Source organism: Paenarthrobacter aromaticivorans (genome assembly GCF_019038615.1).
Lineage (GTDB): Bacteria > Actinomycetota > Actinomycetes > Actinomycetales > Micrococcaceae > Arthrobacter > Arthrobacter aromaticivorans.
In genome coordinates this window covers 38,216-63,062 of the sequence record NZ_JAHOPC010000005.1, presented here as the reverse complement: position 1 = coordinate 63,062, position 24,847 = coordinate 38,216, and the positions used below count along the sequence as shown (strand labels likewise).

The following is a 24,847-nucleotide window of genomic DNA, read 5'->3' as shown; positions in this document are numbered from 1 at the left end:
GCCAGCTCCTACAATGACTAGGTGGACCTGTCGCATCTCGGCGCACCGATCGGGCCGATGATTCGCGTCCACGGCGGGTTCGCCAACCGGATGTACCGACTCGACACCGACCAGGGGTCGTTCGCGGTGAAGGAGTTGAACCTTGTCGACCGCCCCTGGACCCATCCCGCCGAGGACGTGTTCAGGTTTGAACAGGCGGCCTTCGCTACCGGCATTCCGATGCCAGAGCCGATCTCGGCCAGCCACGACATGCTTGTTCACCGGTGGGTCGAAGGCGAGAAGGTGCCCGAAGCGCCGGTGCCGGGGGCCTACGCGCGTGAGATCGGTGAGATCCTCGCGCGCATCCACGTGCTCGACGTCGCGTGGAGCCATGTGTCGGTGGAGGACACGACGTCAAGGGACTGGGCCGGGCTCGCCGCGCGGGCGGCGGCGACCCGGCAACCGTGGGCCGACGAGCTCGCTTCCAATGTCGAGACGTTCCTCGCGATTGCCAACTTCGTCGAGACCTGCGAACGGCCCGGCCCCGTCGTGCTGACCCACAGGGACATCCAACCGTGGAACCTGCTTTCCCGAGAGGGTCGGCCGGTGGTGCTCGACTGGGAGCTCTCGGGGATGCTCGACCTTTCCGGCGAGCTCGGTTCGACCGCGCTGAGCCTCGCGAAGGGGCCTGGCTTCAACGACATCAAGCCCGCCATATTCCGCTCGGTTCTCGACGGCTACGTCGCGGGGGGCGGAGCGCTGCCGCCACCAGGTCCAAGCTGGTTTGTTTACATGATCGGCGGCTGGCTGGGGCACACGAGGTGGAACATCCTCCGGTGCCTCGCCGGCGTCGAGGCGAGCACCGGCCCTGACCTCGCGCTGTCGCACGAGTCCGTGCGCAACGGGGTGCGCGGCCTCCCCGACCTGTTCAGCCGACTTCCGGAGCTCGAGGCGCTGCTCCTGTGACAGTGACCCCGTCTAAGAAGCCAGCCGAACTCAGGCGTGCATGGAACATTGCTGCATGTGACACGGACAAAGGAACCTTGGGAGTGGCCGCCGAAGAGACAGGCTTAAGCCTGCCCCCGCCCCGTCCCTAAGCCGATCGTCTTACGTGCGCCCGGTGCTATACCGAGCGATCACAGAACTCAATATATGGCTATCAAATCAATACCTTGGGAAGTGTCCCCGCTTGGAATGGCCTGGTTCGAAGGAATGGGACACCACTAACATCGATTGTGGGTGCGGCAAATCTGCGGACCTATCGGTGGGGACCAACAATACGAGGCGGGATACTGCCCGCTACACGCACTGCGGGCGATACATTGGATCTGCGGGGCCGCTCTGGAGGAGCGCGCTGGAGACGAGGGACCACACGTTCGGATCGTTAGGAGATTGATCGTGTTCGAAAGTGTCGAGAGGACAGTAGTCCTGAAGCACAAGGTTGGATACTTGCTTCACCGGCCCAACGAGAGCTTGGCTCGTGTAAGGGGTTACGATCTCGTCGTAACGGGTCGAGATGACGGTGTAGGACGGGCCGGGTACGGTGTCGCCGATCGAGTTGAGCTCGGCCATGAACGCCGACCCGGCGTACTGGTCCGCGCAGGCCTGACATAGGGTGCTGGTTGCGGTCGTGTCGAGAATCATCCCCGCGGGCGACGGCGCGATGAGGCCTTGAGTGCCATGGTTCGACGGCGCAATGCCGACGAGGTGGTGCACATACTTGGCGCCGCCTAGGAAGCCGATGTAGTACCGCGGCATCATCCCGCCTTGGCTGTGCCCGACCAGATCGACCTTCTTCGCACCCGTCGCGCCGAGAACTGATTTCACGAACGTCGCAAGCTCAGCTGCGGAGTTCCGAATTGCCCCGCTGGCGGGGAGATCGTTGGCCACACCGTAGTTGAGCGCGAAGACGCAGTACCCCTGGTCCTTGAGCACTGGTGAAAGCAGCGCCCAGTTCTTGTACATTGTCTCGAACGTCCCGGGGACGAGGACCACCGGATATGGATGAACGCTCGACGGCTTGCACGTCCAGTCATTGGCTCCGGGCGGGTCTGGCGAGATCGAGTCGGCCTGAGCCGCGGGTGCGGCGAAGAGTCCAATCGTGAGCGCCGCAGCGGCGAGGACGGCGGTTAGTCGAAATCGGCGCATGGCCTGCCTTTCTCTTGGCCGCGAACCCCTATGTCCACGGCATCCCTAGTTACTTTGCAGTAACTTACCGACGGGTTGCAATAGCGTGCCATGATTTTGAGAAAACGTGCACCTCTCACGCGGACCTGGCCTGCCGCACAAGCGCTCGTAAGCCGATCTTCACTGGGCGGCGCAGCAATCAGCAGCGGTCCAGGGTCCAGTAGAAGTCATTAGCGCCGGCCTCGGCGAACCAAGATCAAGGCAGCGAAGGCCATCGCATAGGCTTGCCAGAATGCTCCCAGCATCGTGATGGTCCAAAGGCGAGCCCAGCTCTCCTCGTGGGTGGGCGCATGAGCGGAGCCTTAATCGATTTCGGTCATATCCCCCACCCCAGGCGTCCCCTCAACCAGAGCATAGCGCTGCATCACGGCACCCTTTGGCGAGGCGACCACAGGCTCAATAAGTTGAAGGCTCGTCGGGACCACCCCATCGGCAAACACCTTCTTCCCACGGCCAAGGAGAATCGGATACACCCACAGATTCAGCCGGTCGAACAGCCGCTCAGCAAACAGGGTCTGCACAAAATCCAGACTGCCGATCACGTGAATGTTCTCGTGCTGGTTACGTAGCTCGCGCAGGGAAGCCACCACGTCAGGACCGAGCTGGGAGGAGCCATCCCACTCAAGCTTCAGCGACTGACGCGAGGCCACGTACTTCGGAATCCGGTTGAACAACTGCGCGATTTCGCTATCCTGGTGCGGCCAGTACGAAGCGAATCCCTATCGCGGTGCCGGGCACACAAGATCTCGAAGGCCATGGCCGCGGCCGCGCTCTCCGGCACCGACGGCGGCCACGACATCTACCTCCGCGACCTCGGCCGCCGGGGCATGCACCTGCACGGCCGTTTGGAGAACGTCGACGACGGCGACGTCACCTTCAGTGACGACCTCCCCGAACGCCTCGCGACAGTCGAATCCAGCTTCCACCAACGAATGCGGAAAGCCATCGACGCCTACATCGCAGCCGCGGGCATCGACGCAGAAGAGCAGCGTCCAACACCAGAGGACGACTGGCTGCCGTCGGAACCAGCGCGGCTAAACCTCGCCCAGGCAAACATCACGTCAATCCTCTGGGCCACCGGATACAAACTCGATCTGTCCTTCATCGACATCCCGGTCCTGGACGAATGGGGCTACCCAAAGCACACGGCCGGCGTCACCGAACAGCCCGGCCTATACGCGGTGGGGCTTCCGTGGCTGACGCGACACTACTCCTCGATCCTCGGCGGCGTGGGGCTGGACGCGGAGTACGTGGCGGGCAAAATGGCCTAACTTGGAAGATCTGGCTTTCCGGGAACCAATTCAGGAGCTGCGGACACTACAAGGCATGAGGCAAACGGGGGAATCCGATCAAGACCTGTGGCAAGAGTGCGTCGCAGGCAACGCTGACGCATTCGGTGCCCTATTCGACCGGCATGCAGACGCGGTCTTCCGGTACTGCCTGAGCCGCTGCGGTTCATGGCACGATGCAGAAGAACTCGCGTCAATCACCTTTCTGGAGGCATGGCGGCAACGGAACAGGCTAAAGCTAGAACGGGATAGTGTCTTGCCTTGGCTTCTTGGGGTCGCAACAAACGCGAACCGCAACCGCGCCAGGGCAGCCAAACGGCATGCCGCTTTTCTTGCCAGGCTGCCGCATTCGGATTCACGTCATGGAGAACACGAAGCTGACCATGCGGAAGCGATCGCCACAAGACTCGACGCCGAACGCTCCGTTCGTGACTTGCTGGCCACGACGGAGGGACTAAGCGACGGCGAACGCGACGTAGTGATCCTGTGCCTACTGAACGGAATCGGTCAGGACGAAGCCGCAACAACACTAGGCATCCGCGCCGGGACGGTGAAGTCAAGACTTCACCGCGCCCGGGTGAAGCTGACCGCCTTTAGACGGTCAAAAGAGCGCATCGAACAAACCGACATCAAGATCGTTGAAACGAGACTGTCATGAACCTGTCTGAAGTGACTTATCCGAAGGACACCAAAAGCCGCGTCCAGATCCTTCTCGTCGAGGAAGCGAACCGGACATCCCGGTCCGCTCGTAACTGGCTAGAAATCACCGGGATCCGGGCCAGAACACTGCAGCCCCTCGGGGCCGACGCCCAACATAGAAGTTCCGCCTCACGCGCCGAAAGCAACGGCGAAGCCCAAGCGCAACAGCTCTCGCAGCCGAAGAGGATACTCCGGAGGACAATCCTTGTCTCCGCAGCGGCAGCCGTGCTGGCTGGAGGTCTCGTGGTATCCGACGTGATTCATCTTGGAGGAAACACCATTCCGGCAACGGCTCATGCTGCTGAGCTGTTGAACAGGGCAGCCGACTCCGTCATTGCAACGACGGATCCGGCGGTTGGTCCGGGGCAGTACTTAAGGCTCGATATGGCCGAATCAACAATCGCTTACTCCGAAAGCGGTCTCACGTGGACCGCGCGCTCCGACAACCAACTCTTTGTTCCGTACGACCGGAACGGTGAATGGGTCCTTAATCTTGGTCCTCTTGAGCCAGCTGAGTACTTCGGCGCCGCCACCAAGGAAAAAATAGAAAACTACTATAGGTCCAAAGAGCTCCAAAGCCCTGAGCCCGGTCGACAACTACGCGGTCTGGGAGGCAGCGTCGTTTTCAGCGCGAATTCTGTGACATTTGGGAATCTGAGCCCAACGGAGGAAGCGACCATTCCGAGGGAACCTGCAGCCTTGGTGGATTGGATCAAGGCCGAGATCAAAGGCACCGACGCCAGCGTTTGGAGCTTCATTGCAGGTCAGTTGGCCACCGGAATCGTGCCGGCCGAGTGGAGGGCGGCGCTCTACCGGGCCGCAGCCCTGGTTCCCGGCGCCATCGTCACGGAACAGCAGATCACATTGGATGGCCGCTCCGGGACAGCCGTCGGCAGAACCGAGGATGGGGTGCGCACGGACGTCATCTTTGACCCGGCCAGCGGGCTGTTCATCGGCATGCGCGCGGTCAACGAAACAGGAAACTCAAGCGTCCCCGCCGGCACCACCACAGCTTGGACTTCCGTCCGAACATCAGTCGTAGACTCTATCGATTGACTGTTACCCGGTCCTAGGTGGGGCGCATGAGCGGAGCCTTAATCGATTTCGGTCATATCCCCTACTCCAGGCATCCCCTCAACCAGAGCATAGCGCTGCATCACCGCCCCCTTTGGCGAGGCAACAACCGGCTCAATAAGTTGAAGGTTCGTCGGCACTACTCCATCGGCGAACACCTTCTTCCCACGGCCCAGGATGATCGGATACACCCAGAGATTGAGCCGGTCGAACAGCCGCTCAGCGAACAGGGTCTGTACAAAGTCCAGACTGCCGATCACGTGGATGTTCTCGTGCTTGCCACGGAGCTCACCCAGAGAAGCCACCACGTCAGGACCTAGCTGGGAGGAACCATCCCACTCAAGGTTCAGGGACTGGCGCGAGGCCACGTACTTCGGGATCCGGTTAAACAACTGCGCGATTCCACTGTCCTGATGAGGCCAGTAGGAAGCGAAGATCTCGTAGGTCCGGCGCCCGAGCAGCAGCGCGTCCATCCCCACCATCCCTGATTCGACCTGCTCGCCAACCGCATCGTCGAACAGGGGCGCCTGCCAGCCGCCAAACTCGAAACCGCCCTCGGGATCTTCCTCAGGCCCTCCGGGCGCCTGCGCGACGCCGTCGAGCGTGGTGAACAGGTCAATATGGATCAGTCCCATGTCGGGTTCCTTCCCTGCTGCCCGTCGTCACCCCGGCGACAGGATCATGTCGAGGCTGACACACGAACCCCAAAGAGGCAATGGTCACCGGAGCAGATCTACGACGGCGACAGCACTTGCGCTGTCGCGCCGAATCAGGGGCCTTGAGCCGTATGAGGGACCCGCAGGCGCTCTCCTCCCCGCCGCCCGCTTTGCCTGCAAACCACTACTATCCGGCACCGAAGGCGGCCACGAGATCCACCTCCGCGAACTCGGCCGCCGCGGCATGCACCTGCACCGCCACATGGAGAACATCGACGACGGCGACATCACCTTCAGCGACGACCTCCCCGAACGCCCCGCAACCGTCGAATCTCGGTTCAACCCGGATGCGGAAAGCCATTGACGCCTATGGCAGGCGCGGGCATCGACACAGAAGAGCAGCCTCCAACTCCAGAGGACGACTGGATGCCCTCGGAGCCAGCGCGGTTGGACCTGGCCCAGGCAAACATCACATCAATCCTGTGGGCCACCGGATACAAACCCGAACTGTTCCTCATTAGACGGTCGTCATAATGTCGTCTAGGCGGGTGAAAGTTGCGCCAACGCATCGAAGACCTCAACGGCTTTTGCACCCAAAGCCGACCACGGTGTTGGCCAGTGACCCGTGGGCGAGCCCCACAAGGTCACGCAAGACCGTGGGGGCACGAATCAACTACCTGCACGCGCTCGGGCACACGGTCTAGCGACCAACGATGGCGATGCCGTCGAATCACTACGTAACCTGGTAACCTGTATCGTCGGCAGTTTCAGGTGGAGGCCAGTTTGATTCCGGTAGTGGACATTTTTGCAGGGCCTGGAGGGCTCAACGAAGGCTTCTCCAATGTGTTGGACGCAATAACCAACAAGCCAGTCTTCAAGACAGCCGTTTCCATCGAGATGGAAGAGTCTGCTGTCCGAACCCTGACGCTCCGGGCTGCATACCGTCACCTGCTTCACTCCGACGGTGGACTTCCCCCGGTTTACAAAGACTTCCTTGATGGGAAGCGTTCCCTCGCCGAGCTACATGACGACGCCCGTTTTGCATCGGCGTATCAAGCGGCTCAAAAGGAAGTTCGCCAGTTCGAGCTCTCAGAGAAGTCGCGCGCGGAGTCAGATCAAATCATTCAAGATGCACTCGGTGAGAATCCCTCGACCTGGGTCTTGATAGGCGGGCCGCCGTGCCAAGCATATTCACTTGCGGGACGGTCGCGGCGGACAAACGACGTCGAATTTGAGAATGACCACAAGCACTTCCTCTACAGGGAATATCTCCACATCATCAAGCGCTTCAAGCCTGCCGTATACGTCATGGAAAACGTCAAAGGTCTGTTGTCCGCTACGAATGGTGGAAGCAAGATGTTTGAGCTCATTCGGAAAGACCTTACTAGCCCAGCGGAGGACCTCCATTACACGCTGCACTCCATGGTGGTCGAAACCGGCCCTGATGGTCCCGGGCCGCAAGACTTCATAATTCGAGCCGAAGAATTCGGAATCCCACAGAAACGCCACCGTGTGATTATTGTGGGGATAAGGACAGATTTAAATCTTGGCGCTCCCGCCATCTTAGAAAAATCACTTCCAGTGACTGTCGCTGAGGCGATTGGTAACCTTCCGAGGATCCGTTCCTCGGTTTCGAGGACATCGGACCCTGGAGGTCAGCTCTGGGCCGACGTTCGACGGAGCATTCACGAACGTGGAAAGAAGGGTATCCTGCAGGAGACGCTTTCCTTCACACCTAAAAGTAAATTGGACACATCGTCTTCATCCCCGGCAGCCTCGCTTAATGACGACATAATGTCGAACATTTCCGCAAAAACATACCACGAGTGGATTTCTGAAAGAGCCGGTCGCGCAACTCTGCAGCATGAAGCAAGGGGCCACATGATTGAAGACTTGCAACGCTACTATTTGCTTAGCGGCTTGGCCCATTCGCTGGCCGATAGTCCTAAGGTGCGGCAACTACCTCGGAGCTACTGGCCCAATCACAAGAACGTGGAAGCTGCTTCCATGCCATTCGAAGATCGCTTCCGAGTCCAGGTATGGAACAAACCGTCCACGACGATCGTCTCGCATATCGCCAAGGACGGGCACTACTACATTCACCCCGACCCGACCCAGATGCGCAGCTTAACCGTCAGGGAAGCAGCGCGGCTGCAAACATTTCCCGACAATTACTTTTTCGTTGGGAATCGAACACAGCAATACACGCAAGTCGGGAATGCCGTACCTCCACTATTAGCCTTCAAAATTGGCGCCGCCGTGGCTGACCTATTGTCGTAATAGGCAATTCGCTTTAAGATGTCACTCGCCGGAAATGCCCAAAGCATCCGCAGAATCGCTAAACAGAGATGCCACAAATGCGTCTATCTGTTCAGGGGTCATAACAAAAACTGACTGCACAGCCATCTGCCTGAGCAGACGCTTAGTCGCATCGCGAAAGAGATCCATCCGCCTCCCGGTCTTTGCAGCAGCCGCAACCGCTAACAATTGCCGACCCATTGATCTTGCTAGCAAGGGGTAGCCCCCTATGCGAGGCTTCTCCAAAAGGTTAACAACTTCGTCTTCTCCGAGTTCCCCAGCCAACTCAGGTCCCAGCAGATGAACTCTCCACCACAATCGCCCGACAGTTGTTCTCGTAAAGTCGAACAACCGGTCTTCGGAAATCGACCAACGCCTATGTTCGGGACTGAACTGTCCATAGCGCCAAAGCACTATGTCAGGCACGACGGCAGTGTTAACGAAATTCCAGACATCAATCGAAGAGGCATCCGCGGGCATAATTGCCATCTGTGCGTGAATCTCCGGGCCCACACTCCGGTCAAACTCGACCAAAACCTTGTTGCTAACCTTCGATGGGAAGCCGAATTCTCCGGCGATACCCAGTATCTTTGTCCGGAGATTGTGGAGTTCGGACGACCCTGCACGCTGCCTAGCCAGCGGATAATATTGCGCGGCTCTCACATCGAGATCAAGTGCTGTCGAAATTTCGGACAGACTCTGGGAGCGAAGAAGCTCCCAAGCCCTGGCAGCATCGTGCAGCGGCATGCGCGGGTAGCACATGAGAGCAGCTGATGTGTTCATTTCGATTTGCCACTCACCTTTGCTTGGAGCTCCGCTTCTACCCGCCCCGGATCCTCCCGGTAGCGCTGCTGGACCTGATCAATGGTCCCTCCCAGAAGGCGCACGACACTCGACAATACGTGCCCCAGGGATTCCTCTGGGTAGTCCATTTCGAGACTTAGCTCCTCTGAATTTAAGGCTTCGCGCAACAATTGCCGCATGAAATCCATCTCGAGGAAACGAAGCCAAGTCTCCGCCTCGGCAGACTCGGAATCCTGAAGCATACGAGTGATATAGTCATTATCGGAATTTAGCCACAACCAAATGGCCGCCGACGCACTCGTTGCCAAATCATGGGTCGTCAGTCGCAGCCACCAGAGTGCGTTACTCGATCCAGCAAACCCGTGCTCGGCAAAACTCACCGGAAGCATAGGAAGTCGGGGCGCCGTCCCTTCAAGAACAATTTTTCGCGTAAGCTCAAAAACCGTGTTTCCAAGCTTCTTCGGGGCAAATGGGCTATTTGAAATTCCTTTGACTTCAAGGAGTGAGATTTGAAACTCCAAGGAAAGCGTTCCAGAGATTTGATAACCAGGGATAGATAAATAGATCTGCTGGCGACCACTTCGAACCTCAAGTACGTCAGACGTAACAATGAGTGGCGTACCCGTAGAACGGGCCACAATCACCGCACCTAAAACGGCTGCTTGGTCGAGCCCCAATAGTTCTTGGGTTTCATCGAGATCCAGTTCAAAGGATAACTTGACTAAGATATCATCATAATATGTCCAGTCCTTTGCCAGAATTTCTTCTTCACCTAAAGAGACATCACCGATCAAGATTTCCCATGAGGGTTCAGAAATCCTATGAGCAGGCAACGTTAAGTGCCCTAGACTAACTCCCCGCATTTTCAAACTCCTCCACAGAAGCCGTCACCCGAATGGCGGTGTCGGCCGGCTGGGTGAACATCGCGATAATCACGTCCTCATTCGGCACAGCCACAGTGAAGATTTCCTCCAAAGACCGCTGACCACTAGGTGTAACCCAGCCTGCAAAGCGCGGCATTGCAGCCCGTTCAGGGCTAGACGATTCGTTGCCTCCAGATTCAGTGACAACCCGTGCCGTAACACGAACCTTTGCGATATTTCCAGGGCGTCCCCCACTTAGGGAGAACGGATATTTTGCAACCACTTCCGTGCCTAGGAAATCTAGTGACGAAGCAGCAATTTGTCGGATTGACGCCTTTCTCGGTCTCCTGCTTCCTGCGAGGCCCGCCCCACTGGATGCTTCTTGTTCCTCGGCTCCAGTCCCCGAAAAACCGCTGAGCAGACTCCCCAAGGCGGCTGAGACCCGGGACGCGCCTTTGGAAGCAACCCCACTGCCGGCTTTGGCACCTTGGGTGGAGAGGATACGAAATGTCTCACGAATCCTGTCCAAGGTGATTCTGACAGGATTGGGCGCATTCTTTTCCGTGGCCGCCTTTTGGTAAACCCAATCATCGTGTGTCACAGGCTCAGATAGAGCAAACTTCTCGTTCATGCCAGGGGTAGAGATAAATACGCCGAACACAGGCACCCCATTTGGTTGGGCAGCGACGGACAGATACTTTACGACCATTCTTGGATCTCTTAGCAAGGCCACTGTGTTTTCAAGTTCTGAACCTGTTGAGACTGGGGTGTGGCTTATCCGGTGCGTAAGGAGGCCGGAAGTCAACTTTGGGCGCTGGATCCGGATAGGGGTGAACACCGTTTGCCAATTGCCCTCATGGTCAGGGTCCAAGATGCGTTGGCGTGCTTCGATGTAGGCTGCCGCAAATTCATGATAGACAGGATGAGATAGGGGCTGCGTCATTGCCACAGATTCGCCATCAGCTGTGAATTCAAACCGAATATTCTGCCCTTTTCCGAAGTCCAAGGCATGGGGCCAAGCCCATTTCAACGCGGCATCGGCAATAGCAGCCACTCGCTCTCGTCCATTCTTGACCCCATCGAAGTCGGGTGCAATGACCATTATGCTGGTCCCCGTTGCATCTTCCTTCGGGATCCTCATCCCCAGACGTTCAGCCAAGTGTCGAGCATCCTGCCCCACAACAGGATCCACAATCCCATCTTCGCCAGGAACGCCCCACCAGTTACGGCCCGTGTACCGGCTAGCGCCGTCGTCGTAATCTCCATCACCGCCGGAAACGCCAATCAGACGCGGCTCTAGGATCCCGTTATGATGCGCCTGGGAATAGATCAGACACAAGCCTACTTGGCTCGCCCGGTAGAGCACTCCCTTGCCAAGCCCGTAAGTGCCTCCTTCCAAACCTTTGGACGTCGAACGTCCAAGATTTCGGATGAAGTCCACGAAGTCACGATGTTCGCCATGGGCGCTTGATACGTCGGCTCGCACAGGACCCCCCAGGCCTCTAGTTCCTGAATCAGAGATCACCAAGACTCGAATTCGTTTGGAATGAATAAACCGATGCAGTCCTGTTGACTTACACTTAGGCGGCAACTCAGCAAAAACCTGCTCGGTCAAGACACTCGTCTGGTCTTCAGACATCTCATATTCATCTACGGAGTAGCAGATGTGTCCGGTCTTTTCTGTCCGGGCATCCCAGCTGTTCTGTAGAGACTCTCTCAAGACGAGGTCCCACAGCCCCAACGACGTCCGACCAATGGCATTGTCAGCAGAGCGCGCATCCAGCCCGCCGTCAGCTCCGTACTGCTGTCTGTAAAGCGAAAGCATCATGGCGCACCAGTGCTTGCTAGTGCAACTGTGCTCACATCGTGATCGATGTGTTCGAGTTGTCCCAAATCAAGGGAGTAGGAAATATTGCTCAAGCGATCGATTATTCCAGCGGGGACCAAGGTCTCTGGAGCGATCCTCGGAAAGTCCTCATTTACCAGATAGGACTTTTCCGACAGCACGAGAAATCTAATTTTTTCGTAGGCTGTAGAATCCGCATCATAGTAGTGAATGTTTCGTAATGCGGTGAAGAGCGCGATCCGCGAAATACCAGCCGCGATAAGATGTTCAATCTTTTCAGGAACCGAAATCCCGTTTGGTGATGGTTCGAGTTGAAAGGCACGCAGATAAAGATTTCCAGACTCAAGAAGAGACAGCTGACGCCCGCCATGGATAGTCACCACCAAATTGTTGTGATTGGTGGTGGCTTTAACCTCCACTGAACAATCTTTGAAGACGAAGTCATGCCGGCTGCCTTCCGGCCCTTTCCATGCCGTGATGGCTGTTGGACCGTGTATGGCCACCAACTCCCCGAGAAATATCAACTCTGCCAGCAGACCCGACAGCTGCGTTGTTCCCAAGATCGCATCGACCGCTACTTCAAACAGGTTCCTCCATCGATGAAGGGAGACACTTACGGCGTTAGCTGCCCGATCTGGCTCCAACTCAATAGCATCGAGGATGTCGTCCACCAAGAGTCCGAACTGGTGGTTCAAATTGCTGTCAAGGCATCTCAGAACGACAAATGGAGTCTGGGTCTCCTCGGCAGCGAGTTCCAGGGTTTGCAATTGTAAAGACTTACTCTGCCACGCCAACGGACCGTCCTTAGTTTCGCCGAGCGGAACTAGTACCGTCGGGTGCCCGCTGGTATCGACAGCGTGCAGAACATCGCCATTTGCTGCGACTACGCCTGACTTCCTCGAATGAAACCTGCCCGATGTCGAAACATCCTTGGCCAAGTAATCGAATACCGAGCCAGAGGTTTCTCTCATGACTTCACCTTCTCGTCTTCGATGGCTTTGGCTTCATCCAGCTCATCTGCCGCTCTAAGCTCATCTTCAACTGTCTCGAGGTACCCTGCGTCGACCGGGGCAGCAACATAGTCCACCGCGGACTTGGGATTGCGTGACTCGGGGAACATGAAGCAGAGACCGATGACATGGTCGGCAGCGAACAAAGGTGCCCTGCCATTTTCGATTCGCTCCAGGGAAGCAGGCTCTCGACTAGGGTCCGACTCTTTGGCAATAGGATATATACAGAGCAACCCGACCCGGTTGGTCTCCCGCAGTTGTCTGTATTGAAGCAGCTGACGGTCAGAAAGTTGATCACTGGCCTTCATTCCCAGCGACTGACGGACCAAGTCGAGACCAACTTCCAAGTCTGCGATACGGTCGGAAGTAGAAGCAATCGCCTTTAGGTTGGCGGTTCCCTCATTATTAGGGATGTACATCTTCTTACGACGCAGCAGCCGAACTTTTCCCGTCAGTCCTAGGTTCAGTTCACCTTCACCGCTCAACGGCTCCATGACCACCACGTTCCATCGCGTCAAGTCACCGGCCGCTTGTTCCTGCTGGATATAGCGTTTTATGGCATCCTTGTCGATCGACTTTGCAGCCTCGTGTATCTCATAAGATTCTAAATAGTTGAGAATACTACTCGCGGTCACGTCCATGAATCCACGTCGGGAGCCTGGTAACTCCGACTCCACATGGCCCTCGGAAATAAGCCGCTCAAACAGCTGGCGCGTAGCTGCGATATTATTTCGCAGCCAGTTGGAATCATTTTCCTTGAACATGATGGTCTGTACCCGACGGCCAGAATAGCTAACTTGAGCTTTAACAGCTGCTCGCATCTTAGCTGCTGAGGTAACAGACATCTGGGGATGCGTACGGATTTTTACGGGCAGTTCGGCCGGTGTCTTGCCTTCAACCTCATATATTCTAATCTCTTGCCTGATTTCGGCTTCCACAATGGACAACATCAAGAACCAATTTTTAAGTTCAGCACTCATCCAAATACGTATCAGGTCCTCATATCCCGCCCGATATCCAAACCAACGGCCCATCTGTAGCAGAGTGTCGTAGGCCGATGAAGCACGGACAAAATAGCTCGAGATGAGACCTTCGAGCGTCAATCCGCGAGACAGGGTGTTGCCGCCAATCACAATGGCAGTCTGTGGATGCTCTTTATCATATTTTAAGCGGTCACTAGATTGATAGTTGTCAACAATAACTTTCGTCTCACGTAGCGTCACAAGGAGGTGTGGAACGAGTTCAGCAAAGGATATATTTCTGTTGCCAAACGATTTGGCGTCGACTCGATCCGACTCCGCATCCCAGAGCGTACGAAAGACTTGGGCTGCGCCCTCCTCGTTGGCGAGCTCGGCGCCCAGGGCATCCAAGTGGTCTATAACAGCCTCCGCGGTCTTTTCATGTGCGGCTGCCAACATGGATGTGTGTATGAGCATTGACGAATGGGTGGCCCTGCCTGCACGAAGACGACGTGCCGTTGTGGCCAACAGAAACCACCGAATGGCAGCGTCCATTGCTTCGGGGACGTCGGGCACCCACTCGTCCAATAGGCCCTTTCCACGCGGTGGTCGAACGGATTCCACCTCGGACTCCGCCATCATTCTGACGACGTCGAGACCATCATCATCTATATCGGCGCTTTCCATCTGACCAAAGATCCGCTCTGCACCAAAGTAGTTCGTTGGACGGGGTAAATCAACGATAAAATCTCGGGGATATAGGTCCTGCTCAACGCTGGGATCGATCAATAAGTTGGCAAAGGGTGTTGCGGTGTATGCGATATATGCAGCCTTAGGATTGGATAAAAGGTCACGAATCAATCCATTGATCGTGGACTGCCGCGATGTTCCAACATCAATGGATGCCTGATCCGCTTCATCATCGATAATTAGGATTGGGCAATTCTGAAGTGTTGTCGCCGAAGCTGTCTTAATCCATTTGTGTAGTCGGCGCAATCTTGCTGGATTCTTCTTAACAACAGCAATCGAGCGCAGCGCCTGCGAATTTAGAATTGCGTCAGCCGTAGTCGTCGCACTGAAGTCAGCATCAATGGATGTCAATGGATGCACATGCGGGGTACAAGGATCTATCAAGTATTCATTGATTCTTGCTTGGGTTTGATTCCGCAGATTCTCAGTGGTTCCTGTGAGGACAATGATTAGCCTGTAACCCACATCGGCAGCCTTAGCGACCACCGACATGAAATTCGTGGTTTTGCCGCTTTGAACATAGCCCAGAACCAATCCGCGGGTTCTAATAACTTCCCTTCCAGGCGGACTGCCCAAGCCAATCACTTTAGAGGATGCCGCATCTACCCCTGCAACAGCGGTCTCGGGAAGCTCTTGAAGCAACCTGGATTTTAGGGTCGGCCAGATAACATCCTCGCGGCGAGGACCTGGATACCAAAAGCCTCTCTTCCGCTCGATCTCGGCCAAGACACCAGGGTCCGGAATCTCCCTGATGAGGTTGAGGCGCGTCTCGTAGGTGAGTCGAGCAGCGTGCACGAGACCTTCAGGCGCATGGGACAGAGCACTCTGTGCGCCCTGCAGTGTCATCCCACCTGCCACCAATGCGGCAAGCGTATCGGCCATAGCGTCGACGTCGTTGTCGGAGTACTGCGTTGCCCCCATTTGGTCCCCATTTTCGGTAAGTCATATTAGAAGCTGGTGTAAATGAGATGCTATCGCCAGCTCCTGGCAGAGTCACAATGTCTCAGCCCTACTCGGTCAGATTGCGTCGTGCGCACTCGACGGACCGCATACCCATGGCCTCAGGATTAGATGCAAAGTCCACAACCGCCTGCGGCGTCCAGGAGCGAGCTTCGCAGCCTTTCTCGTTTCTGCCTACGTTGGCCCTTATGATGAGCCCATGCCTGTTGGGGATTGTGAGAATGCATTTTTTGAGGCTGCACGCAAGCGCGGTGTTCAGCTTGTCCGTTATAAGAAACCGTGGCTGAACCAACGTGGACACTTCGGCCTCCCCGATTCCGCGTCCGCCGTTGCACTTCCGCTGGAGCAGATCTTCACTTTGCTCGGAGGTAACGTCGCCGAGCAATCCGCTAAGCGGTTAACACCCCTTCCTGGCGACTTCATGCATGAAGAAACTGGCACGCTGATCGAAGTAGACGAGATGCAGCACTTCACCAGCTTTCGACTGCAGACGTTCAGCTGCTACGGTGTCGACTCGCCACTGGGCTATGACGTGGACGAATATGCGTCCATCTGTAAGCGATACGCACGTTCAGCTGACAAGTACAGGCAAACGAAACCTGCCATCGCTTTTGGCATTGGTGGCAGGCAACGACAGCGCGCGTATTACGACGCTCTACGCGATCTCGCGACACCCGCCATGGGACATCCTCCCCTCGTTCGCGTCCCAGCGGTGGATGGCAACGGCAAAGCCGCCTTCGAACGTAATCGCGAGCGTATCTTGGATGCCCTCGGTTGAAGGCCAAACTCGCCCACGTCACACCTCACCTTTTGGATGATCCGCTCCCATGACCTCTCCACATGTTTTCGTCACGATGGCAGACATCCTGAACTTGGAATGCGATGCGTGGCTTCTTCCAACAGATTCCTTCTTGAGCATCAGGCGCCATTGGCTCAGTGCCCATAGAGACCTTCAGAAACTTGCGAACGCCTCGTGCGGAAATGACTTCCGCGCTGGCCGGGTCCTCGCCCAAGCCATCCGGAACTGGGACCAGCAGTCGCCCCAGCCCGTGCTCACCGCGGTACCACATAACAATGTTTGGGGTCCACACGTCGTTGCCGAACGACTGGAAGCCTTCGTTGTGGCGGCAAAAGAAGCCCTAGGAGGACGGTCTTCGCGCAGACCCTATCCTCTGCTGGCTATACCGTTCTTTGGCACCGCAGGCGGCGGAGCCGGGCAACATCTTGGCGCGGCATTGAGGGATATTCTCGACTGTATTTCGGACCTTTCCTCGCGCTATTCAATAGACGTTGTCTTGGTTCTCCGTGATCGGGCCGCTTTCTCGCTGGCCCAAAAGCTCCGCCGTGAAGCCCTAGCCAAGGGGTGTGGCTGGGCTCCATTGAATCCGCAGCTTCAGGGCAAAGCCATCACACTCGGTGAGAAAGCGAAGGCCGGCCATCTAGTGCCCTTTTTGGGAGCCGGCATCAGCGTTAGTGCAGGCGCTCCTACATGGGGGCAACTTTTGGAACGCCTCCGCGATGGTATCGATCTAAACGATGCCGCAGATGTTGACTTCAGCAGGCTAGGTCCCTTAGATCATGCCAGCGTCCTCGAACAGATGTACGTGGATCAAAACGGTTCCCGCTCCGAATTCGAAAACGCGGTGGCCGACCTTGTCGATCTTCCGCGCTATGGATTGGCGCCGGCACTTTTGGCGACTTTGCCCTCCGCTGGTGCCATCACACTCAATTACGATCGTCTCTTCGAAATGGCTTGCGCGGATGCCCAAAGGCCACGAACGGTGCTTCCGGAGAATGTCCCGACTGTCGGCGGCGAGTGGCTGCTGAAGCTTCATGGTTCTGTGAGCAAGCCGGAGACAATTGTACTGACGAGAGACGACTACCTCGGCTTCAATAGCACTCGTGCGGCGCTGTCCGCTTTGGTGAAAGCGCACTTGCTTACGCATCACTTGCTGTTCGTCGGATTTGGTCTCGCGGATGATCACTTTCATGAGATCGTCCACGACGTCCGACAGGCGTTGTCGAGCCACGATCCAGTAAGGCAGCAGATGGGAACCGTCCTTTCCCTATTCAATGAGCCGCACCAACGTCTTGTGTGGTCCGGCAAGCTCGATATCCTCCCCATGGCCGGACGGTTCCCCGATGGCAACATGACCGAAGAAGAACGGAATGCAGCCAGGCAAGAGGCCGGTCGTGACATGGAGATCTTCCTCGATATGACGGCTGCCTACGCCGCCGACGATCACTCATACCTGCTCGCTCCGGCCTACACTCAAGGCCTGAGCGAGGACGAGGTCCAACTGCGGCGGCACTTGTTGGCACTGGCAAAGCACCACCAAACGCCGGCTACGGCGGAGGTATGGGGTGTAATAAGTAAGACGTTGATCAATTTGGGCTTCGACCCCGATGCGACCTACACGGACAGGGTCAACCGCGAGAATTGAGTCGACCGCCGTGGCGACATTAGCGCCTTCAGCCAGCAAAATCATGGCACGAAGGCTTCCCCGGCTTATTCCCATCAATGACTCTGTGGTGGGTCCCCTTATGGGCCTGAACACTAGCGACAGTCAGTGGAGGGTCTGGCACACTGCGCTCAGTGATGGAACAGGCCTTCCTGAACGACTTCGGACGATTCGAGAGATATCAGGTGTCGATCCGCGGATCTCAGAACTTCGCGCCATGGACGTTGTACTTTGGATGCATGGCAAGAAGCTTGGCATGACTGTCGCGGCCGCTCCGGATTTGGACGAGTAACACCTGACGAAGCCCCTGGTATCTCTTTGCCACTTACCTGAGCATCTCCGCCTTTGGCACGATATTTGGGCCCGCATCAGCGCTCGCCCGCTGCACCAAAAACACCGACCCCAGCACCAGCACCGCACCCACCATCTGCCACTCCGACAACGCCTCCCCGAGAAACACGAACCCGAGCACCGTAGCCACAAGCGGGCTCAGGAATCCCAAGAATGAGACCACCATCGTCGGCAGCCGTTGGATCCCCCGGAACCACACGGCATAGGCGACCAACGCCCCGATGAGGCTGAGGTAGGCGAGGCCCCCAAGATTGGACGCAGAAACCGATCCCGGTAGTCCTTCAATCAGCAGCGTCACCGGCAGGAGCATCACTCCGCCCATCGCAAGCTGCATCCCAGTGAACCCAAGCAGGCCCACGCCGTCGGGCCTTCCCCAACGTTTAGTGAAGACGATTCCGGCAGCCATGCTCAGCGCAGCCGCTATCCCGGCAAGCACACCAATCACGGTCAGCGTCGCGTCGGAGCGCAGGACGAGCAACCCGACTCCGGCGGCTCCAACAGCGCAGGCAACCACGTGCGTCATACGGATCTTCTCCCCCAGCAGCGGCACGCCAAGGAGCAGCACGAACAGGGGCTGAATCGACCCGACCAAGGCCGCCAGCCCACCCGGGAGCTGGTACGCGGTGAAGAACAGGAGGAAGAAGAACAGCCCGATGTTGAGTGCGCCCAGCGCCGCGGCCTTGAACCACCAGGTTCCCCGCGGCCACGTTCGGGTGGCGAGCATGAGCACAATGCCCGCCGGCAGGGCCCTCACTGTGGCAGCCAGGAGCGGCCGGTCGGCAGGGAGGAACTGCGTGGTCACCAGATAGGTGGAACCCCAAACCACCGGAGCGAGGGCGGTGATGAAGAGGTCGCGAGGGGATGCCATGGCCATTGTTCACTTCCATACATTTTGATGTCGAACTATTTAACGTAAGACAATCTAGGTGCTGTACTGTTTGAGGTCAAGCATGGGAGGGCAATGAACCGCGACGCAGTGGACACGATTCTTGACCAGTGGAACAGGGAGCGCCCCGATCTGAACGTCAGTTCCATGGGCGTCCTTGGTCGTCTCAACAGGGCGAGTCGCCTGGCGTCACTCGATGTCCAGAAATTCATGAACCAGTTCGGGCTGGAGCCGTGGGAGTTCGACGTCCTGGCCACACTGCGTCGGTCGGCGGCTGAGGCGCCACTGACGCCCGGCCGACTGGCCAGCCTGACCATGATCGGCTCCGCAGCCATGACCAATTGTGTGGACCGCCTCGTAAACCGCGGCCTGATTCACCGCGAGACCAACCCTGAGAACCGCCGTCAGCTCCTCGTCAGCCTCACGCCCGAAGGACTAGCCCTCGTTGACGAGGTGGTTGACCATCACGTGGAGAATCAGCAGCGAATGCTGGAAGGGCTATCCAAGACAGAACAGGCACAGCTGGCGAACCTCCTGCGCAAGTTCCTGCTGTCAAACAACGACGGCGAGCCAAGTTAGGAACAAAGCAGAGTGGGACCCGCTTCTCCAAGCAGGTCCCACACCTTTCCTCCTTCAATCAGCTGGCAGGAATCACCCCAACCCCACCGGCAGATTCCCCACCGCAATATCCATGATGTTCAGCCCCTCGTCCACCAGGGCACTCCCCTGCGGCAGCGTTACGCTCGAGACCTCGAACGCCGGCGGGATGTCGATCTTCGTGGCAAACACGCGGGCCGGCTCATCCACCCGCACAACCGTCGATGGTCCTCCGATGTAAGCCTGCGTGTGCCGCTGGTGATAAGCCGACGAAGCAACCACAACGCTGGTATCCGAAGCGACACCGGAGAGCCAGTTCGGCAACGACAGAACCACGTCGCGCTTCTGCCCATTCGTGAAGTGCACGGTCGCGACGCCCGAGGACACGCTGCCAGTGGAGAACCCCGTCACCAGTAAGGTCCGCCCCTTACCGGAAACAAGGACTTCCTGCCCCGCAGCCTTCAAGGTATCCGGCGTCCCCACCGCCGTCGGATGCCAAACGGATGACACCCCAAACGCCCCATCAACACAACAATCGCATGGACGCGATCACGACGTCGGTCATCAGTTCGGCCCCAACACTGGAGAAGTGACGGTTGCTCACTGACCGGAAAATGGGCGTGCGTATCTCGGGAGGCGGGTACTACTGTCAGCCTTTGGTCTGCCGCCGCAGCAGATCGACTTCGTTTCGCGCACTCCATTCATTACAAAACGCCGCCACTCCCTACGCGTCCCGTGATTTGCGCATTCAGCGAGCAGAATATATGGCATGGGTGGATCAATTTTCGTTCCTGAAATTGAAAACCAGGACGCCAGCGCACGACGCACGCGCGCCCTCGCGTCTGCAAGCGCCTTCGGCAAATTCGCCGTTCGGGTGTCAACGCGCTCGGGAGAGCCTTCCTCTGTGTCAGGCCCAAGGGACACGCCCAACGGCACCCTGGTTGTAACAAAATACGAATCGGCGCGTAACAATTCGCTATTGCACCCGGGGACAGAGCACCTCCTGACTTTACTGCCAAGCCGGGATGTTGCGCTTGGGGCTGGGCGGATAATCGAACTACTCTCGTATGAGCTGGCTGCCTTCGCGCAAAGTCATTTGAGCGTTGAAAGCAACGCGGACCTGCTCAGGCAACTCCGCCAAGAGAGCGCCCTCCCCTGTGGATTCAGGCTCGACTCAGCCAATCTGGAGGGATGGCTCCTTCAAACGCCTCTCGTTAGCGGGGCGGCGCTGCATCATCTTGATCGTATTTTCATGTGGCTCCGCACCGGCAGCTCCGCATCCGCGCCCGCCGTCACAACAGCAGACTATGGCGAACATGTTCGCTCACTGATGAACATAAAAGATTAAGTCAAGGTCTTGTCTCACTTATGGTTTCTCCATAAGGATGCCCCCATTGGGCGTGGATAAAGCAGTCAAAGTTGGCTGCTAACGATCCCTCATACGCAATGAGAGGGATCATCTTGAAAGCACTAAGACTGATGACGGCCGCAACGACGGCCTTACTGTTGGGGGCGGTAGTTACCGCTCCGTCCGCGAACGCCGCGCCAGGAGAGCACGCTTCGAATGCATCTCCAATCGGCAGGTCACATTCACAGAAACCAGTAAAAGGTGGCCCCTTGGATCTCAGTGATCCGAACGTAGCGGCGCACGACGCCAAGATCCGGAAGTCCGGAGTAAAAGTCCCTTCAGCCACTACTACGCACTTCGTCGACGCAGACGCGAGAGAGAAGAAGGACAAGGAGAACAAGAATTCAGATGTGGCCATCGCACCCATGCTCTACCCATCAGGTTGCGGTTTGTCCGTCTGGGTCTACCAAGACGGCGGAAGGATTATCTCCAGTAACCTCACGTCGTGTCCTTTCACGTTCAGCACCGCGGACATGGACTCGTGGCTAGGTTTCTGTGCGTGGTTCAGCTACAACAACCACGTTGCTTCGAACGTGACGTACTCCGGCCCTGCAAGCTCGTTCACGAATGACTATGCGTATTGGTGCGCGAACGGTAACAACACTTCATACCGGACTGAGACATACGGCGAAGTCTATTTGGGTGGTACTCGCTACTCTGCAGCGGCTTACGACGAACTGACGAACGTTCCTTGCGGCACGTGAGGTCCATCAAAAGAACCGATCACTAAGTGATCGGAAGCTGGGGGCATCGCCCCACCCTCAGCTCTAAGACCGACTTACCTCACTCAGCTTCCAGGCTTCCTATTTCGGAACATCCGAAATAGAGGCCATTTTCCATTTAAGAGCTGATTCTGCGAAACGCCCATGAGAGAGCATAGAGGCGGACGAGCGGTTGCTTAACGACGGCCCCGTGGACCTCGGCCCCAGGCCTCACCGCGATCTTTGCCTTGAGCGACGAAATGGGCGCCCACCGTATTCAACGAACTCCAACGCCGCGGCCGACGCGTCCCCGAGGACGCCCCCTCCGGGACTCGATTACGACGAAGCCCGTATGGGTCCGCATTGCGCCGACTGAATGTAGCAGCCTAGGGAACCGAGGCGGGCCCAGGCGCGGCTGTCGTTTGCCCCGCACCGGAGGGCACGGACGTCAGGTTCTGCACGTCAATGATGCTCCAAGCCAACTGGTAAGGCTCAGTGCTGTTGTGTTCACGAATCAAGGCGGCGTAGGCACAGACGTGCCTGACGTTTGTGGTGTCGACCACGAGGGTGTCGCTAATCTTCACAGCACCAGCCTTGTCGGGTCCAGCCTCTCCCCACTGAAGCAGACGTGACCCAGCGGGCGGCGTATCGACAGTCGGTAGCTGTCCGTCCTGGCAGGCGTCCCTTAGGTCCCCTGTGAATTCCGCTCCAACTCCGTATATCCGGAGGAGCATCTTGTCCGAACTCCTGATGCTTGCTGCGGTAGCCTCAGACTCGATTGTTGCTGCGTTCGAGGATGACTTTGTGACCTTGAGAGATAGACCCGGCATGTCCCTCGAATTGAGGCTGTCGGCGGCGACGTTCAGCACGCGGATCAGCCCGTACACAACCGCCACTGCTGATGCGAAATAGCAGACCGCTAGCACGATCGAGATCCATCGTCCCGTGATCGGTAGAAGCTTAACCAAGACGGGCAAAAGGAAGATCGCTGCGCCAAAGATGACCCAAGAAATCGCTGTCCCCGTGGCATCAGGCTCGTTCCGCACCATACGCCGGAGCGTGTCGCCTTCCACACCGAGCGTGGTGAAGATCGTGGCAATGATCGCCACGGCTGCAGCAATCGCTACCCAAACCCCTGGAGGTGTTTGCGGACTGCCTTTGTCGTCGTCCTTCGCAACAGGGGGTGTTTCAGTCGGGATGGGAGGGCTCGGGCTCTGGAGCCGGCTGATGCCCAAGGACGCGGCTATTGCTCCCAAAGCCGCGCCCGCTGTCATCCAGAATGCGGTGGGAATTCGAGCGGGCCGTGATTCCTTTTCAGTGTTTGCCGCTTCGGCAACATCGTCGCGCGCCTGTTTCACTTACCCTCCCCACAGAAGAAGTGCATTAGAACTGGTCCCGGTACCGACTGGCGATCTGTGAGGATCATCATCCTCCCAGGCATCAGGGTAAGCAACGAGTCGTGCGTAGCTGATGAAAGCGGTGTCGTTCAAAGAAGGATGGATGGGACCCGCTTCCGCAGATCCCACCCTGCTCACTCACCAAGCCAGCTAACTCACCCGCCAGCGCCGGATTTTGTTTCGCGCAGGGCGGGAGAATCTTCGAAGCGGTGCCAATGGACTCATACGATATAGAGGCTAGCCGGGTGTGATCGTCCAGTCGCCACTTGATGTGACCTGCACGAACCCTGGGCCTGTCAATTTGACGGTACCGGTGTAGGAGCCGATGGTGTTGACAGCCAGCTCGGAGCGGCTCCCTCCGTATCCCTGAACTACAAAATTGCGCTCGCCCACGTAAGTGATGGCGGCTTTGGTCGACTTTCCGCCCAAGAGAATCACTTGGTCCCCGTGCCCGCTTACGGGACCCGTCGTGGAGGGAATCGTGCTGATGTCGGCCACCGTCAGTGTCCAGCTGCCTTGCGCCTGAACTGTGAACTCAGAAGTGGTCGAACCCGTGGATGTGTCAATGATGTGCGTTCCGGTGTAAGAACCGATTGTGTTGACCAGAAGGCTGTCCCCTCCATTGGTTTCAAGAATTGTGTTTCTACTACACGGATCGCAAGTGAACGTCACGATGGCCGGAGCTCCGGATAGGGCCGCGGTCACCACGTCATCGCCGACACCATTGAATGTTTGGGTCGCGACCTTTGGCGCGGCCGGCGTTGCTGCGGGCGTGGTCTGTGCTGGTGACGGTATAGGAGAAGGCGCCGACGCTGAGGAAGCGGCCGGTTCTGAATTGGCTGATGATGTGGCGGCAGGGATTGGGACCGCAGCTGGCGGTGTCACGGGTCCACGTGCTGCGTTCAGGGCGATACTTACAACGAAGAACGCCGCTGTGACGATGAGGGCGACAACTTTGTGCTTGTCGTAACCTTCGAGGGGTCTGCGGTACTTGTCGGTTTGCTTGTTGGCAAGAACGAGTATGAGGTCAACAAGCGCCCATACTCCCAATCCACCGAATGTCAGCAGCTTTGCAATGCCAGTTCCCACCTTGCCCAGGTAGAAACGGTCCACGCCAAATACACCCACCAGCAGAGCAAGTATCCATGTCACTAGGAAAGACTTCTGAGGAGGAACAGGCTGCTGGAAGGGTTGCCCTTGCGGCATAGGTACCTGAGAACCGTGCGCGGCGGATTGAGGCGCGTACCCTTGCGGATGAGCCATCTGGTAGCCCTGAGGGGTTGGAGGCGGGGTATGCCCCTGCGGCGGAGGCGTATAGCCTTCGTGATCCTGGCTCATGAGGTTCCTTTCGGTGCCCGGTTTTTGGGCGCGACAAAATAATGCGAATGGATTTGATACGAGTGGAGTGCCTTTGGTCTCTGGCAGTGAGTATGGCGAAACGTCGACTGTGCGCCGGTAAATACCCCCAGTAATACTCCCCAAATCGCCGAGCCCTGTGCCCGGTAATCGGATATTACAGCCTTCAGAAATATTGGCAAGACACCTAAGTGACCTTACTATCTCGTTTCTTGCGGTTGGCGGAAGCCGTGACAAACGTAGGTCAAACGCGAATGATTCATCAATGCACAAGTGTCAGACTGGAGAACGTAACAAATCCTGGGCGCGTTCGTT

Annotated in this window: 23 protein-coding genes and 1 pseudogene; 12 read left to right on the top strand and 12 right to left on the bottom strand. The window is 57.3% G+C overall.

What is annotated here, in order from left to right; genetic code table 11:
- Positions 1 to 21 precede the first annotated feature (21 nt).
- Positions 22 to 945, top strand: a complete 924-nt coding sequence (locus KSW38_RS10080) for a phosphotransferase family protein (protein ID WP_216924784.1) — start codon at positions 22 to 24, stop codon at positions 943 to 945.
- 333 nt (positions 946 to 1,278) lie between these two features.
- Here KSW38_RS10080 and KSW38_RS10075 read toward each other — a convergent pair whose 3' ends face one another.
- Both KSW38_RS10075 and KSW38_RS10070 read right to left on the bottom strand, forming a co-directional pair.
- A complete protein-coding gene (locus KSW38_RS10075) occupies positions 1,279 to 2,127 on the bottom strand; it encodes an esterase/lipase family protein (RefSeq protein WP_216924783.1) in 849 nt (282 codons plus the stop codon).
- A gap of 341 nt (positions 2,128 to 2,468) precedes the next feature.
- Positions 2,469 to 2,840, bottom strand: coding sequence for a dihydrofolate reductase family protein (locus KSW38_RS10070; protein WP_254186321.1), 372 nt, complete (start codon positions 2,838 to 2,840; stop codon positions 2,469 to 2,471).
- A gap of 96 nt (positions 2,841 to 2,936) precedes the next feature.
- Between KSW38_RS10070 and KSW38_RS10065 the strand changes: the two are divergent.
- The 3 genes and pseudogenes from KSW38_RS10065 to KSW38_RS10055 form a co-directional block, all read left to right on the top strand.
- Positions 2,937 to 3,437 (top strand): annotated as a pseudogene (locus KSW38_RS10065) (FAD-dependent oxidoreductase); the annotation flags it as partial.
- 1 nt (position 3,438) lies between these two features.
- Positions 3,439 to 4,113, top strand: coding sequence for an RNA polymerase sigma factor (locus KSW38_RS10060; protein WP_216924782.1), 675 nt, complete (start codon positions 3,439 to 3,441; stop codon positions 4,111 to 4,113).
- Positions 4,110 to 5,210: a CU044_5270 family protein gene (locus KSW38_RS10055; protein ID WP_216924781.1), complete on the top strand. Its 1,101-nt coding sequence runs from the start codon at positions 4,110 to 4,112 to the stop codon at positions 5,208 to 5,210. The genes KSW38_RS10060 and KSW38_RS10055 overlap by 4 nt, the downstream gene beginning before the upstream one ends.
- A gap of 38 nt (positions 5,211 to 5,248) precedes the next feature.
- Here the strand turns inward: KSW38_RS10055 and KSW38_RS10050 are convergent, their stop codons facing one another.
- Positions 5,249 to 5,863: a dihydrofolate reductase family protein gene (locus tag KSW38_RS10050; protein ID WP_216924780.1), complete on the bottom strand. Its 615-nt coding sequence runs from the start codon at positions 5,861 to 5,863 to the stop codon at positions 5,249 to 5,251.
- Here KSW38_RS10050 and KSW38_RS10045 point away from each other — a divergent pair.
- Both KSW38_RS10045 and KSW38_RS10040 read left to right on the top strand, forming a co-directional pair.
- Positions 5,862 to 6,248: a hypothetical protein gene (locus tag KSW38_RS10045; protein ID WP_216924779.1), complete on the top strand. Its 387-nt coding sequence runs from the start codon at positions 5,862 to 5,864 to the stop codon at positions 6,246 to 6,248. The two genes, KSW38_RS10050 and KSW38_RS10045, sit on opposite strands and share 2 nt — an antisense overlap.
- A 431-nt stretch (positions 6,249 to 6,679) precedes the next feature.
- Positions 6,680 to 8,164: a DNA cytosine methyltransferase gene (locus KSW38_RS10040; protein ID WP_308169328.1), complete on the top strand. Its 1,485-nt coding sequence runs from the start codon at positions 6,680 to 6,682 to the stop codon at positions 8,162 to 8,164.
- 21 nt (positions 8,165 to 8,185) lie between these two features.
- On the opposite strand, the gene KSW38_RS10035 is transcribed toward KSW38_RS10040, so the two are convergent.
- Genes KSW38_RS10035 through KSW38_RS10015 form a run of 5 tightly spaced genes read right to left on the bottom strand, consistent with a single transcriptional unit; the run spans position 8,186 to position 15,335 of the window.
- Complete coding sequence (locus KSW38_RS10035; protein ID WP_216924775.1) at positions 8,186 to 8,965, bottom strand: DUF6339 family protein; 780 nt, start codon at positions 8,963 to 8,965, stop codon at positions 8,186 to 8,188.
- The gene (locus KSW38_RS10030; protein WP_216924774.1) at positions 8,962 to 9,780 is read right to left on the bottom strand and encodes a hypothetical protein; all 819 of its coding nucleotides are present in this window, start codon (positions 9,778 to 9,780) and stop codon (positions 8,962 to 8,964) included. The genes KSW38_RS10035 and KSW38_RS10030 overlap by 4 nt, the downstream gene beginning before the upstream one ends.
- 55 nt (positions 9,781 to 9,835) lie before the next feature.
- The gene (locus tag KSW38_RS10025) at positions 9,836 to 11,677 is read right to left on the bottom strand and encodes a hypothetical protein (protein WP_216924772.1); all 1,842 of its coding nucleotides are present in this window, start codon (positions 11,675 to 11,677) and stop codon (positions 9,836 to 9,838) included.
- A complete protein-coding gene (locus KSW38_RS10020) occupies positions 11,674 to 12,666 on the bottom strand; it encodes a PD-(D/E)XK motif protein (RefSeq protein ID WP_216924770.1) in 993 nt (330 codons plus the stop codon). Before KSW38_RS10020 ends, KSW38_RS10025 begins: the two co-directional genes overlap by 4 nt.
- Positions 12,663 to 15,335 carry a Z1 domain-containing protein gene (locus KSW38_RS10015; protein WP_216924769.1) on the bottom strand — a complete coding sequence of 891 codons (2,673 nt, stop codon included), beginning with the start codon at positions 15,333 to 15,335 and terminating at the stop codon, positions 12,663 to 12,665. The genes KSW38_RS10020 and KSW38_RS10015 overlap by 4 nt, the downstream gene beginning before the upstream one ends.
- A 238-nt stretch (positions 15,336 to 15,573) precedes the next feature.
- Here KSW38_RS10015 and KSW38_RS10010 point away from each other — a divergent pair, with 238 nt between their 5' ends.
- Genes KSW38_RS10010 through KSW38_RS23815 form a run of 3 tightly spaced genes read left to right on the top strand, consistent with a single transcriptional unit; the run spans position 15,574 to position 18,128 of the window.
- Entirely contained in the window at positions 15,574 to 16,152 is a 579-nt protein-coding gene (locus KSW38_RS10010) for a DUF7255 family protein (RefSeq protein WP_216924767.1), read from the top strand.
- Positions 16,153 to 16,201: 49 nt separating this feature from the next.
- Entirely contained in the window at positions 16,202 to 17,818 is a 1,617-nt protein-coding gene (locus KSW38_RS10005; protein WP_216924765.1) for an SIR2 family protein, read from the top strand.
- On the top strand, positions 17,781 to 18,128 hold the full coding sequence (locus KSW38_RS23815; protein ID WP_428982378.1) for a DUF6308 family protein: 348 nt from the start codon (positions 17,781 to 17,783) through the stop codon (positions 18,126 to 18,128). The genes KSW38_RS10005 and KSW38_RS23815 overlap by 38 nt, the downstream gene beginning before the upstream one ends.
- 33 nt (positions 18,129 to 18,161) lie before the next feature.
- On the opposite strand, the gene KSW38_RS10000 is transcribed toward KSW38_RS23815, so the two are convergent.
- Positions 18,162 to 19,061 (bottom strand): EamA family transporter, encoded by a 900-nt coding sequence (locus tag KSW38_RS10000; protein ID WP_216924763.1) that lies wholly within the window; start codon positions 19,059 to 19,061, stop codon positions 18,162 to 18,164.
- A gap of 87 nt (positions 19,062 to 19,148) precedes the next feature.
- On the opposite strand from KSW38_RS10000, the gene KSW38_RS09995 reads away from it, so the two are divergent.
- Complete coding sequence (locus tag KSW38_RS09995; protein WP_216924761.1) at positions 19,149 to 19,652, top strand: MarR family winged helix-turn-helix transcriptional regulator; 504 nt, start codon at positions 19,149 to 19,151, stop codon at positions 19,650 to 19,652.
- 72 nt (positions 19,653 to 19,724) lie between these two features.
- On the opposite strand, the gene KSW38_RS09990 is transcribed toward KSW38_RS09995, so the two are convergent.
- Positions 19,725 to 20,180, bottom strand: a complete 456-nt coding sequence (locus KSW38_RS09990; RefSeq protein ID WP_216924759.1) for a hypothetical protein — start codon at positions 20,178 to 20,180, stop codon at positions 19,725 to 19,727.
- Positions 20,181 to 20,439: 259 nt separating this feature from the next.
- Here KSW38_RS09990 and KSW38_RS09985 point away from each other — a divergent pair, with 259 nt between their 5' ends.
- Together KSW38_RS09985 and KSW38_RS09980 are read left to right on the top strand one after the other, a co-directional pair.
- Positions 20,440 to 21,018 (top strand): hypothetical protein, encoded by a 579-nt coding sequence (locus KSW38_RS09985; protein WP_216924757.1) that lies wholly within the window; start codon positions 20,440 to 20,442, stop codon positions 21,016 to 21,018.
- Positions 21,019 to 21,287: 269 nt separating this feature from the next.
- Positions 21,288 to 21,782, top strand: a complete 495-nt coding sequence (locus KSW38_RS09980; protein ID WP_216924755.1) for a hypothetical protein — start codon at positions 21,288 to 21,290, stop codon at positions 21,780 to 21,782.
- A 383-nt stretch (positions 21,783 to 22,165) separates the two neighbouring features.
- Here the strand turns inward: KSW38_RS09980 and KSW38_RS09975 are convergent, their stop codons facing one another.
- Positions 22,166 to 23,137 (bottom strand): hypothetical protein, encoded by a 972-nt coding sequence (locus tag KSW38_RS09975; protein WP_216924753.1) that lies wholly within the window; start codon positions 23,135 to 23,137, stop codon positions 22,166 to 22,168.
- 276 nt (positions 23,138 to 23,413) lie between these two features.
- Complete coding sequence (locus KSW38_RS09970; protein WP_256449712.1) at positions 23,414 to 24,382, bottom strand: TM2 domain-containing protein; 969 nt, start codon at positions 24,380 to 24,382, stop codon at positions 23,414 to 23,416.
- Positions 24,383 to 24,847 lie beyond the last annotated feature (465 nt).